The sequence below is a fragment of the Saccharopolyspora pogona genome, from assembly GCF_014697215.1.
GTDB lineage: Bacteria > Actinomycetota > Actinomycetes > Mycobacteriales > Pseudonocardiaceae > Saccharopolyspora > Saccharopolyspora hattusasensis.
In genome coordinates this window covers 8676941-8689649 of sequence record NZ_CP031142.1, presented here as the reverse complement: position 1 = coordinate 8689649, position 12709 = coordinate 8676941, and the positions used below count along the sequence as shown (strand labels likewise).

General features: G+C 70.7%; 10 protein-coding genes and 1 pseudogene. 4 read left to right on the top strand and 7 right to left on the bottom strand.

Annotated elements, in window-relative coordinates; genetic code table 11:
* Positions 1-31: 31 nt before the first annotated feature.
* The 6 genes from rpe to DL519_RS41010 all read right to left on the bottom strand — a co-directional run bounded on the left by rpe (position 32) and on the right by DL519_RS41010 (position 7211).
* Entirely contained in the window at positions 32-712 is a 681-nt protein-coding gene (rpe, locus tag DL519_RS41040) for a ribulose-phosphate 3-epimerase (RefSeq protein ID WP_168584530.1), read from the bottom strand.
* Positions 713-851: 139 nt separating this feature from the next.
* The gene (locus DL519_RS41035; protein ID WP_190822961.1) at positions 852-2246 is read right to left on the bottom strand and encodes an amino acid permease; all 1395 of its coding nucleotides are present in this window, start codon (positions 2244-2246) and stop codon (positions 852-854) included.
* Positions 2247-2351: 105 nt separating this feature from the next.
* The gene (locus tag DL519_RS41030; protein WP_190822959.1) at positions 2352-2759 is read right to left on the bottom strand and encodes an OsmC family protein; all 408 of its coding nucleotides are present in this window, start codon (positions 2757-2759) and stop codon (positions 2352-2354) included.
* 302 nt (positions 2760-3061) lie between these two features.
* The gene (locus DL519_RS41020; protein WP_190822957.1) at positions 3062-4372 is read right to left on the bottom strand and encodes an MFS transporter; all 1311 of its coding nucleotides are present in this window, start codon (positions 4370-4372) and stop codon (positions 3062-3064) included.
* A 133-nt stretch (positions 4373-4505) separates the two neighbouring features.
* Complete coding sequence (locus DL519_RS41015) at positions 4506-5723, bottom strand: PucR family transcriptional regulator (RefSeq protein WP_190822955.1); 1218 nt, start codon at positions 5721-5723, stop codon at positions 4506-4508.
* Positions 5724-5807: 84 nt separating this feature from the next.
* Positions 5808-7211: an NAD(P)/FAD-dependent oxidoreductase gene (locus DL519_RS41010; RefSeq protein ID WP_397545092.1), complete on the bottom strand. Its 1404-nt coding sequence runs from the start codon at positions 7209-7211 to the stop codon at positions 5808-5810.
* Positions 7212-7304: 93 nt separating this feature from the next.
* Here DL519_RS41010 and DL519_RS41005 point away from each other — a divergent pair, with 93 nt between their 5' ends.
* Genes DL519_RS41005 through DL519_RS40995 form a run of 4 tightly spaced genes read left to right on the top strand, consistent with a single transcriptional unit; the run spans position 7305 to position 12098 of the window.
* Complete coding sequence (locus DL519_RS41005; RefSeq protein WP_190822951.1) at positions 7305-8531, top strand: metal-dependent hydrolase family protein; 1227 nt, start codon at positions 7305-7307, stop codon at positions 8529-8531.
* Positions 8532-8560: 29 nt separating this feature from the next.
* Positions 8561-10654 (top strand): prolyl oligopeptidase family serine peptidase, encoded by a 2094-nt coding sequence (locus DL519_RS41000; RefSeq protein WP_190822949.1) that lies wholly within the window; start codon positions 8561-8563, stop codon positions 10652-10654.
* The gene (locus tag DL519_RS49255) at positions 10651-11031 is read left to right on the top strand and encodes a gamma-glutamyltransferase (protein WP_263399772.1); all 381 of its coding nucleotides are present in this window, start codon (positions 10651-10653) and stop codon (positions 11029-11031) included. The genes DL519_RS41000 and DL519_RS49255 overlap by 4 nt, the downstream gene beginning before the upstream one ends.
* Positions 11019-12098 (top strand): gamma-glutamyltransferase, encoded by a 1080-nt coding sequence (locus DL519_RS40995; RefSeq protein WP_263399771.1) that lies wholly within the window; start codon positions 11019-11021, stop codon positions 12096-12098. Before DL519_RS49255 ends, DL519_RS40995 begins: the two co-directional genes overlap by 13 nt.
* Here DL519_RS40995 and DL519_RS50595 read toward each other — a convergent pair.
* Positions 12065-12136, bottom strand: a pseudogene (locus DL519_RS50595) (hypothetical protein); the annotation flags it as partial. The gene DL519_RS40995 and the pseudogene DL519_RS50595 sit on opposite strands and share 34 nt — an antisense overlap.
* Positions 12137-12709 lie beyond the last annotated feature (573 nt).

The following is a 12709-nucleotide window of genomic DNA, read 5'->3' as shown; positions in this document are numbered from 1 at the left end:
CGATTTCAATGGAAATTGCAGGGGAACTTGGTCATTGACGCGCGTGCGCGAAGTTGGGGGCCGCCTTGGCGCGCAGCGCCTCGACTGCCTTGGCCGGGTCGTCGGCGTTGTACACCGCCGAGCCCGCCACGAAGCAGTCCACCCCGGCCTCCGCCGCCTGCTCGATGGTGTCGGCATTGATGCCGCCGTCGATCTCCACCAGCAGGTTGAGGTGGCCGGTGTCGACCAGCTCGCGCGCCTTGCGGGCCTTGTCCAGCACCTCAGCCATGAAACTCTGGCCGCCGAAGCCCGGCTCCACCGACATCACCAGCAGCGTGTCGTAGTGCTTGAGCACCTCGACGTACGGGTCCAGCGGGGTGTTCGGCTTGACCGACAGGCCCGCCTTCGCGCCGGCGGCGCGCAGGTCCTTGGCGATGGCGATCGGGTCCTTGGCGGCTTCCACGTGCACCGTGACGTTGTGGGCGCCAGCCTCCGCGTAGCCGATGGCCCAGCGGTCCGGGTCCTCGATCATCAGGTGACAGTCGATCGGGATGTCGGTCGCCTTCAGCAGCGACTCGACCACCGGCAGACCCAGGGTCAGGTTGGGCACGAAGTGCGCGTCCATCACGTCCACGTGCAGCCAGTCGGCGCGCTGGCCGGGGGCGCCGTTCACGGCGGCCATCTCATCGGCGAGGCGGGCGAAATCGGCGGAAAGAATGGAGGGCGCGATCATCGGCTGGTTCGACACATGCGCGAGTGTAAATCCCAGGTCTCGCGCCTCCCGGAGCGCCCTAGCGCTCCGCTCCTCACCCGATCGGCCCAAGGGTGAGGGGCACCCGCGACCGAGCAACCGGGGCGCGGGCGCCCCTCGCTCACCCGGTTTCCGCGGAGGTCCGGCGGCGGATGATGTAGTACGCCGCGCAGAGGATCAACAGGAACGGCACGCCCGCCTTCCATGCGGTGTTGAACTGCTCGGTGAACGGCGTGGTCAGCAGCACGGCCGCGACGAACAACATCGCCAGCACCGTGGTCACCGGCGCCCCCGGCAGCTGCACCGGCGAGGGCGGCAGGCCCTCCAGGGCCCGCCGACGCCGGAACACCAACTGGGTGGCGAAGATCATCAACCACACCACGAGAGCGCCGAACAGCGCCAGCCCCAGCAGCATCGGGAACGCGGTGTCCTCGGCGAACACCGACAGCGACGCGGCCAGCGCCAACCCGACCGCGGAAAGCACCAGAGCCCGGCGCGGCACCCCGTTCACGCTGACCTCCGCGAACCACTTCGGCGCGTAACCGTCCAGGGCGAGCGAGTGGGTCATCCGCGCGGTGATGTACAGGTTCGTGTTCATCGCCGACAGCGCCGCCGTGAGCACCACAAAGTTCATGATCCCGGCCGCGGCAGGGATGCCCACCATGCTGAACAGCCGCACGAACGGACTCTCCGTGACTTCGCCGGAGGAGGACACCTCGTTCCACGGCAGGATCGAGACGACCACCAGCATGCCGAGCACGTAGAACAGCCCCAGTCGGAGCACCATCCGGCGCGCCGCCCGCGGCACGTCCCGGCCGGGGTTCCGGGATTCGGCCGCGGTCATCGAGACCGCCTCGGTGCCCAGGTACGAGAACGTGACGACGGTCAGCGCCAGCCACACCGCGCCGATGCCGTTGGGCAGGAACCCGCCGTGCTCGGTCAGCGCGCTGACGCCGACGGGCTGCTGGCCGGGCAGGCCGAAGACGATGTAGACGACGCCGAGCACCACGAACACCACGATCGTGACGACCTTGATCATGGCGAACCAGTACTCGAACTCGCCGAAGAAGCGCACCGCTGCGACGTTGATCGCCAGCATCAGCACCGAGAAGCCCACCACCGGCATCCAGAGCGGCAGCTGCGGGTACCAGAACTGCAGGTAGAGCCCCGCCGCGATGACCTCGCTGCCGATGTTGACCACCTGCGCGGCCCAGTAGATCCAGCGGGACACGAAACCCGCGAGCCCGCCGAGGTAGCGCTGGATGACCGCCCCGAACCCACCGGCCTCGGGGTGCACCACGATCATCTCGGCCAGCGCGTAGGCCAGCGTCAGCGCGGCGAACGCGGCCACCGCGTAGGCGATGATCACTGCCGGTCCGGCGATCGAGATCGCCAGGCCGGAGCCGAGGAACAGCCCGGTGCCGATGGCGCCGCCGATGGCGATCATGCCGACCTGACGTCCGGAGAGGTCCCTGCGCAACCCGGTCTGCCGTGCCGGTGCGGTCTCCTGTGCCACTGTCCTGTGCCTCCCATTCGTCGCGCACCAGGTGTCGGTGCGCGACGAGCACCTTACGACGGGATCCCGGTCCTGGGATCGCCCATTTGCACACTCGTAGTGCAGTCAGCGCGGGAGCGACAGCTCGATCGGGGTGCCCTCCTCGACCGAGCGGCTGACGGTGCAGTACTTCTCGATGGCGCGCTGCACGGCGTCGACGAGCTTGCCGTGGTCTTCGACCCCGCTGAGATCGACGTCGAAGCTGACCTGGACGGACGCGAACTTGTGCTTGTCCTCCGGGACCTTGGTCCGGTCGGTGTGCACCGTCACCTTCGCGTCCTCGCCGAGCCGCCGGACCAGCAGGTTCTCGCTGGTGACCGCGGAGCAGGCGGCGATGGCGGCGAGCAGCAGCTCGCCGGGGGTGAAGGCGTCGGGAGCGTCCTCGCGGCCGATCGTCACCACACCGCCGCGCGGGTTGGTCGCGGTGAAGGTGTGCTGACCGGTCCGGGTCACTTCGACCGGAGTGGAAGACATTCGTACCACCTGACGTTGGTTGTAGCTGCCGATCCAGCCTCGGTGCGCAACCGTCGACGTTGACGTGCTCGCCCTGCGCGAAGACGGGGGATTCCGAGACGACTATGCCGCGTCTGGGAAGCTTCCTACTTCATCGACCCTGCCATACCGAGGTGTGGTCTTACGTAGTCTCCACAGGCGTCTAGCCTCTCCGCCCGCCCGGCGGCAAGGATGTTGATCGCTGCATTGTGGTCCCAGTCGTGCGTGATCTTGCATTCTGGGCAGCCCAGGGTACGGACGTTCAGCGGCATGTCGCGGTCGTGTCAGGCGCGCAGGCTCGTGCCCTTCGTCTCCGGGATGCCCTTCAGCAGGACCGGCAGCGCGATCAGCGCGACGACGCTGGCGTAGATCGCCGGCGCGATCAAGGCTCCGGTCCCGTCGACCAGCAGTTCGCTCACCAGCGGTGCGGTACCGCCGAAGACGGCGTACGCCAAGTTGTACGGCAAGGCCATCCCGCTGAACCGGACACTCGTCGGATACAGCTCGAGCACCGACAGCGCGCCCATCTGGAGCAGGGAAACGGCGAAGACGAACGCCAGGAGCGCCGTCACCACGGCGGCCAGGCCACCGGTGGCGATCAAGAGGTAGGCGGGCACGATGAGGACGACCGCCGCGATCGCGCCGAGACGGATCTGGATCCGGCGGCCGTGGCGGTCGGCGAGGACGCAGAGCGTCAGCGCGACCGGTAACGACACCAGGTTCGCCGCCGTCGTCAGCGCGAGCACCGTCCCGGCCGGCATCCCGATCGCTTCGCTCAAGTAGGTGGGCAAGTAGCCGAGGAACATGTGGGTCAGCAGGCCGAGCACGGCGAAGTAGACGAACAGCACCAGCAGCGTCCGCCAGTGACCGCGCACCAGCTCGCGGAAGGGACGGGCCGGGACCTTCGCCGCCCGCTCGCGCATCTCCTCGAAGACCGGGCTTTCGTCGACCCGCAGGCGCACGACCAGGCCGACGAGCGCGACGACCCCGGCGAGGACGAACATCCACCGCCAGCCGTCGACCGCGAACCGGTCGCCGAACGCGGACCGGAAGACCAGCGCGACACCGGTGGCTCCCACGGCACCGAGCATCGTGGACGACCCGACCAGGCCCATGTACAAGGCACGACGATTGTCGGGCGCGTGCTCGACGGTGAACGTCAACGCTCCCGTGTACTCCCCGCCGGCGGAGAAGCCTTGCACCAGGCGGCAACCGAGCAGCAGAACGGGGGCGAGGACCCCCGCGGACGACCAGCCCGGCAGGATGCCCATGACCGCCGTCGCCGCTCCCATGAGGATGATCGACAAGCTGAGCGAGCTGCGCCGGCCTCGACGATCCCCGATCCGGCCGAACACCACCGCGCCGAGCGGCCGGGCGATGAAGGCCACGCCGTAGACGGCGAACGTGCCGAGGAGGGCAGCGGTCTTGTTCCCCGGCGGGAAGAACGTCAGGGCGATGACGCTGGCGGTGTACCCGTACAACGTGAAGTCGAACCACTCCACGAAGTTCCCCAGCGACGAGGCGAACAAGACACCGCGTCGCATCTTCGTGGTTCGAGCTTGGTCGGACGACATCACTGGCGTTGGCTGGCCCATCGGACCTCCTCGGAGGTGGTGCTCGGCAGAGTCGTCCGAGTGTGCGGCGGCGGCGCGGTCCCGGACCAGCGCTGGATGTCGCGTTCGGACCGCCTCCCGGGCGACGTTCGTCGCTCGCGGGCCGTGCCGGGGCTCAGCGGCCCAGGTGGTCGCGGTACGCCGCGGCGATGACCCTCAGCTTGAGCCCGAGGTGCAGCATGAGCCGGTCGTCGCCGGAGTCCAGGCTGCACCCGGTGATCTGCTCGATCCGCTTGAGCCGCTGGTACAAGGTGGCGCGGTGGACGCGCATCGAGTCGGCCGTGCGCTGGATGTTCCCGCCGTGGTCGAAGAAGCCGGTCAGCGTGGCGATCAGCACGTTGTGGGTGTCCTCCTGCTCCACCGCCGCGAGCGCCGGCACCGATGCCGCGTTGAGGAGGTCTTCGGCCGGGAGCTTCAGCAGGAGCTCGTAGGGACCCAGTTCGCCCCAGCGGGCGAGTTCGCCGATGCTGGGCAGCAGAAGGGCCGCGCGAGCGGCCAGCAGCGCCTGCTGGTAGGACGTGACGACGTCGCCGAGGGTCGTGACGGTGCCGCCGAGCCCGAAGACCGGCTGGGCGTTCTCGTCGCTGAGCCGCCGGAACCGGGCGGTGATCCGCTCGGCGACCGACTCGACCAGGCCGCGGGAGGGCGGAACCCGCTGGATGAGCAGGATCCAGGCGCGCGACCGGTTCGCCGCCATCAGCGCGACGTCGGCGACCGCGCGGACGCCGTCTTCGACCGCCGCCTCGAACGCGACCTCCTGCGGCGCGGCGGTGGCGTGCGAGGCCTGGCATTGCACGGCGAGCACGGTGAAGTGGGTGCTCTCGTCGCCGAAGAGCTGTTCGGCGCGCAGGTCTTGGATCGCCTGCGCGCGCACCGCGAGGTCGCCGGAGACGAGCTCGCGCAGGATGCCTTCCTGCCGGGCCTTCGAGCGCTCGTGGAGCAGCAGCCGGCGCAGCAGCATCGCGCCGGCGGTGGCGGCGGCCTCGCCGGCGGCCGTCATCTCCTGGTCGGTGAACGTGCCGTCCTTGTCGATCAGCCACAGGTACCCGAGCAGCATGCCGTTGCAGCGCACCGGCGCGCACAGCCGCGGCATCGCTCCCTCGACGCCGACGACGCCGGGCGCGACCCAGCGGCTGATGCCCTGGGCGAGGATGTGATCGACGATCTCCGGTTCCACCGACCGGTTGAGGACCGAGCTGACGCGAAGGGCGTCCTCGTCCCCGAAGTGGCGGCTCGCCGCGAGCAGGCGGATGGCAGGGTCGTCGATCGCGACCGAACGCCGCAGGCGCTCGGCGAGTTCGTCCACGATGGACTGAAGATCGCGGTCGGACACGGCGCCTCTTTCCCGCTCGGCGGCCACCGGCGGCACTCACCGGCTGTCGTCCACGGTAGTCCGCGCCGGCTCGGCCCGTGCCGCTCAGCCCATCACCGTGCCGGAGCTGCCCGTGTTGCGTTCCCGTTTGCGGGAGAACGCCCCGAGGTCGATCTTCAGGCCCGTGTGGACACCCTTGTACCGGACCGGATCGGTGTCGTGGTCGGCGCCCGACTCGACCTGGTCGATCAGCGTCGCCATGAGCCGGCCGACGACCGGGGCGTTCTTGAACTGGTTGCCGCTGGTGCCCATCGCGACGTAGAAGCCCGGCAACTCGGTACGGTCGTAGATCGGCGTCCAGTCGTCGGCGGCGTCGTACACGCCGACGACACCGCGTGCCCGGTTCGGCACCCGCAGCCCGGGCAGCCGGCGCGCCGCCCGCGTGACCTGGGCTTCGAACACCGCCATGGTCGGGTGCGGGCCGGCGTCGTCGGGGTCGTCGAGCCAGTGCAACGGGTCGCACTCCGGTTCGCTGCCGCCGACGAGCAGGCCGCCGCCGACCTCGCCGCGGAAGTAGGTCCCCAGGTCCATGTCCGCCACCGAAGGACCCACGCCGCCGGCCGGGTGGTACCCCTCTGGCGCGAGCACGTGGGCGACCTCCTGCCGCAGGGGCCGCACGCCGATCGTGAAGTCCGACCCGACCCCGGCCAGGGCGTTGAGCTTGCCCGACCACGGACCCGCGGCGTTCACCACGACCGGCGCTGAGATCTTCGTGCCGTCGGCGAGCAGGACGGCACTCGCCCGGCCACCGTCGGCCTCCACCCCGGACACCGTGCTCCGAAACCTGAACCGCGCGCCTTCCTGCGTGGCTGCCGCCGCCAAGTTCTGCGCCGCGAGCTGGGGATCGGTGATGTATCCGGCGTCGGGGGTGTAGACGCCGCCGAGGGTATCCGTGGGGTCGGTCCAGAAGGCGTCGTCGTCGATGCGCTTGGGCGGCCAGAACCGGCCCGGGTCGATGCCGGGGACGCGGTCGGCGAGGGTGGCGCTGTCCCACTCCTCGTAGGGCACGCCGACCTCGTCGAACAGCGGCAGCCAGCTGGCCCTCGGGGCGGCCGCCACGTCGAGCATGACCAGGCCGCTGCGTTCGAACCGGGCCAGGTCGCCGACGTCGTGGCCGAGGTGATCGGCCCACGCCGACCAGCAGAAGTGCGACTCCCAGGCGGCGGCCACGCCCGAGAGGGTGGAGAAGTTGTACCGCACCACGGCACTCGACGCGCTCGTCGAGCCCTGCCCGGCCCCGCTCGCGCGATCCACCACCACCACTCGGCGTGCCGCCCTGGCCAGTTCGAGCGCGATCGCCGATCCGATCACGCCGGCGCCGACCACCACGACGTCCGCGCTGACTTCCGAGCTCATTGTCTTCGTCCTCCCCGTGCTCCCCGCGTCCCCACGGGGATCGGTCCAGTGTGCTGGGATCGGAGCCCACCGTCGCCCGACACCTGTCGCGATCCGGGCGCGAACCGCTCAACGGATGTTCATGGCCCCAGGGGCGGTCAAGGCCGAGAGTGGTCGGAATCACCCACGCACGGACGGGAGTACGTCATGTGGCTCGCAGGAGCGACCGTCATCGACGGGACCGGCGCGGATCCGGTCCCGGGGCAGGCCGTCCTCGTCGAGAACGGCCGGATCTCGGCACTGGGCGGCACGCCGCCGGCCGGGGCGGACGTCGTGGATCTCACCGGCCTGTACCTCACGCCTGGTCTCATCGACGCGCACGTGCACCTGGGCCTGTCCAGTGACCTGGACAAGCTGAGCACGTCCCGGCAGCTGTCCGTCGCGGAGATCGCCGCCGACATGTTCGTCAACTGCCGCCGGACGCTCGAGTCGGGCTTCACGACCGTCCGGGACACCGGCGGCGTGGACGACGGCATCGCCCGGGTCGTCGCGGACGGCCGGATCCCCGGCCCGCGCATCATCCACTGTGGACCCATCCTCGCGCAGACCGGCGGGCACGGCTACCTCGGCGCGGAGTGGGATTCCGCGGAAGACTGGGACGCCCGCCAGATCCCCGGCCTGCTGACGCTGTCCCTGCTCTCCGACGGCCCGGACGCCGTGCGACGCAACGCGCGGGAGGCGTTCCGCCGCGGCGCCGGCTTCCTCAAGATGTGCGTCACCGGCGGCGTCGTGTCCCGCCACGACAAGCTCACCGACACCCAGTTCACCTACGACGAAATCGCCGCCGCCGTGACCGAAGCGCGAGCGCGCGGCACCTACGTGACGGTCCACGCCCACAACAACGCCGGCCTGCGCACGGCCATCGAGGCCGGTGCGAAATGCGTCGAACACGGTTCCGCGATCGACGCGGAGATGGCCGCGCTCATGGCCGAGAAGGGCGTCGCACTGGTGCCCACGCTCGCGGTGGCGCACGCCCTCCTCAAGGACTCGACCGAGGCCGGGTTGCCCGCGCACATCGGTGACCGCGTCGGGAACGTCATCGACGGCCAGGCCGAGGCCATCCGCGCCGCCCGCGCGGCCGGGGTGCTCATCGGGTCGGGCTCGGACTACGTCGGGCCGAAGCAGGACCACCGGGGGTACGAGCTCGTGCTGCGCAGCGAAATCGAGTCTCCGATGCACGCCCTCGTCTCGGCGACCCGGGACAACGCCCGCGTGCTGCGGATCGACGGCGAGGTCGGCACGATCGAGCCCGGCAAGGTCGCGGACCTGACCGTGTTCGGGAGCGACCCGCTGGCGGACCCGCTCGTCTTCGACGACCCCGGCCAGGTCGAGGTCGTGGTCCAGCGCGGCCGCGTCGTCAAGGACATCCGCTGATCCCTCCCGACAGGCAGAAGGGAACCCCCGTGCCGTTCCGATATCCCGAGACCCGCACCGTGGACGACGTCGTCCGGGTGGCCGGCGTCGACTTCCCCGACCCGTACCACTGGCTGGAGGAGCGCACCGCGGAAGTCGACCGGTGGCAGGACGAGCAAGCCGAGCTGGCCGACGCGTACGTCCGGGACTGGCCGCACTTCGACACGCTGCGGCAGAGCGTCCGGCACTTCTTCACCGCACGGTCCGGATCGTATCCCTCGCCGGCCGGGCGGCGCTGGGTGCGCAGCGAGATCCCCGATGGCGCGACGCAGGCGCGGGTGGTGCTCTCCGACGAGCGCTTCGGCGACGGCGAGGTGCTCTTCGACGCGGCCGAGGAGAACCCGGAGCGGCCGCCGTTCGTCTCCTGGGTGACCGCTTCGCCGGACGGCCGGTACGTCGCCGTCGGTGTCTGCGACGACGGCAGCGAACGCAACACCATCCGCCTGATCGACGCCGAAAGCGGCGAACGGCTGCCCGCGCCTGCCCAGCCGCTGCTCGACAACTGGACCGGCGGCGCGCGGTGGCTGCCCGATTCCAGCGGGTTCGTGTTCACCGGCATGGTGGGCGCGAACACCGACCTGCAGCACGAAGTCCTGCTGTACCGCCCCGACTCGGGGCAGGCCACGAAGGTCGACGCGCCGTGGCTGCCCGACCAGGACTACCGGACCGTGGTGTTCTCCACCGACGGGAAGCGCGCGATCGCCGTCCAGCACCTGCTGGCGCCGATCCCGGTCGCGGTGGCCGACCTGGACGGCTCCCCCGAACCGGCCTGGCGGCCGTTCATCACCGACGCGTCCGTCGGCAGCCTGTACGGGCACCTCGTCGGCGACCGGTGGATCGCCGTCTCCGACTTCGGCGCGCCCCGCGGCCGGGTGGTCGCGATCGCGCTGGACAACCCCACGCCCTCGGACCCGTCGACCTGGGATGAAGTAGTGCCCGAATCCGGCGTCGCGCTCCGGTCGGTGACACCGGTCGGTGGTCACCTCTACGTCCTCGGGCTGGACGACACCTACAGCCAGGTCCGGATCTTCACGCTCGACGGCGAGCTCACCGGGCACGTGCCGCTGCCCGGGCGCGGAGCGGTGGTCGAGCTGCCGTTCCCGTTGATGGCACTGTACCCCGAAGGCCTCGACGACGAATACGCCTTCGCCTTCACCTCCCTGACGACGTCGGCCGGCTACTACCGGCACCGACCCGGGTCCACTTTGGACACGCTGTTCGCGCCCCGGACGTCCATTCCGGACGCCGTGGTCGAAGACGGCTGGGCCACGTCACCGGACGGGACCCGGGTCCCGTACCACCTCGTCCGGCGCGAGGACGTGCGGCTCAACCGCCCCCGGTCGACGCTCGTCTTCGGCTACGGCGGGTTCAACGCGCCGTGGCACCCGGTCTTCCTCGGCCCGATGTCGTCCTTCGTGGACGGCGGCGGCGTCCTGGTGCACGTCCACCTGCGGGGTGGCGGAGAGTTCGGCCGCGAGTGGTGGGAACAGGGCCGGCAGAAGAACAAGAAGAACTGCTACGAGGACCTGCACGCCATCGCCGAGGACCTCGTCGCCACCGGGGTCACGAGTCCCGGCCTGCTCGCCGTGGTCGGCGGGTCCAACGGCGGGCTGATGGCCGGGGCGGCCGCCATGCTCCGGCCGGCGCTGTGGGCGGTGTCCGTGCCGCGGGTCCCGTTCCTGGACGCCATCGGGGCGACCCGGCAGGGGTACGGGCGCTACATCGTCAACCTCGAGCTGGCCGACCTCGACGACCCGGACGACGTCCGGCGGCTCGCGTCGCTTTCGCCGTACCACCTCGTCCGGGACGGCGTCGACTACCCCGCGATCTACCTCGACGCCGGCGACACCGACCCGCGGTGCCCGCCGTGGCACGCCCGCAAGTTCGCCGCTCGCGTGCAGGCCGCGACCGCCGGCCCGAACCCCGTCCTGCTGCGGGTCTGGCGCGACGTCGGCCACGGCTGGGCCACGGACAAGGACGTGGCCATCGAGGAACACACCTCGTGGCTCGCCTTCGTTATGAAACAGCTGGGCGTGACGCCCCGGCACCCCGAGCGCCGACCAACCACCCGAGGAGGACCATGACCACCGCTACGGCAACCGGCCAGGGCCGGGTCGGCCCGAAGGAGCCCGTGACCGGCCGACAGGCCGTGGCTTCGAGCCAGCACCGGATCGTCACCGACACCATGCTCGACACGCTGCGCGCGGGCGGCAACGCCGTCGACGCCGCGATCGCCGGCAACCTGGTGCAGGCCGTCGTCCAGCAGGACATGACCAACCACACCGGAACGGTCACCGCGCTCGTCTACGACGCGAAGACCGGCGAAGTCGCCGAGCTGAACAGCATGGGCACGATCGTGCCGGGCCTCGCGCCCTTCGCCCCGATCCCGATGGGCAAGAGCCTCTACGCGGCGGCGCCGGGACGCCGCGCGCCGTCGCGCCGGGCTTCATGCCGGGTATGAAGGCGCTCTACGAGCGTTTCGCGACCCTCCCCTGGGCCCGGCTGTGCGAGTCCGCGGTCCACTGGGCCGAAGAAGGCCACGAAGTGACGTCGTTCGAGCACCTCGTGATGGCGCAGACCGTCGACTTCTTCCTCTACACCGAGTCCGGCCGCAAGCACTTCACGCCGAATGGGCACCTGCCGCAGGTCGGCGACCGGTGGGCGTCGCCGGAGCTGGCCGAGACGATGCGCCTCCTCGCGGCCGAAGGCCCGGACCACTTCCTGACCGGCAAGTGGGCGCAGGACTTCGTGGCGCGCGGCAACGAGCTCGGCTGGGGCGTGAAACTGGAGAACCTGACGGCGATCCCGCCGCGGTGGTCCTCAGGGCACCGGTGGGAGCACAAGGGTTCCACGGTCGTGCAGCAGTCGGCACCCGAGCGACAGGGCATCTACTGCCAGATCGTGCTGGGCATCCTCGACGAGCTCGACATCACTTCGATCGGGCACTGGTCGGACAACGCCGAGGCGCTCTACTACCTCGCCCACGCGTTGCGCCGCGCCACGCTCGAGACGGGAATCCTCAACGACCCCGGCGTCTTCGGCGACACGACCGGCCCGCTCACCTCGCCCGCGCTGATCAAGGGCTTCGCCGACATCCTGCGCAACGCCAAGGCGCGCGTCGACCTCTCCGAGCACGTCAAGCTGACCCGCGGGGTGCCCGCCATGGCCGCTTCGGGGGCGTCCAAGCAGCCCGCCGGCAGCTGCGAGCTGACCGTCGTCGACGAGCACGGCAACTGGGTGCAGATGATGAACACGCTGCAGAGCGGCGGCATCCCCGGCGAGGTCGTCGGCGGCGTGCCGATGGTCGGCAGCCACGCGATGAACAGCCTGCTCTCCCCCATCGAGGGCTGGGTGGCCGGCGGGGGCCGGATGCGCTCGATCCTGTCCAACACGATGGTCCTGCGCGACGGAAAGCCGTGGCTCTCCCTGGGTTCGCCGGGCAACGTGCCCATGTCGCCGACAACGCGCCCGGCGAACTCCTGCCCGCGGCCCGAGCTGCCGCGCGGGTTCGGGCTGAGCACCGCGTAGCCCTGCTCCACCAGCAGCGGAACCCACGCGTAGCGCATCGACCAGGAGTTCTGGTACGCCCGGATCGGGCCGCCGTGGATGCTCATGACCAGCGGGAACGGACCGTCGCCCGCCGGACGGCACAGGATCCCGTCGATCTCCAGCCCGTCCGGCGCCGTCCAGGTCACGGCCTCGGCCGAACCCGCCACCGAGCGGAGGAACTCGGTCCCCGGGTGAGCCACCGACGCGAGCGGCCGCGAACCGCTCAGCACCAGCCGCGGCGCCAGCTCGTAGGAGGTCCTGCACGGTCAGGACGCGGCCGTCCGCCGTGAACGCGCCTTGCGGGAGAAACCCGCCGGCACAGCACGACAGCTCCGTCGACAACACCTCTTCGACCTCGCCGTCGGGAATCGCGACGACCCCGGCGACCGAATCGAGCCGGCGCAGCCCGACGTAGCCGAGGCGCTCGGAGTCGATCCACTCCAGCTGCGTGACGTCTGTGCCCCGCGTGTCGATCCGCCGCACGGCCCCGGTCGCCGCGTCGACGAGCAGCACGTCCCCCGCGACCAGCCACCGGTCGCTGCAGACGGCCTCGACCACCGTCACCCACCTGCCGTCCGGGGAACCGGTCG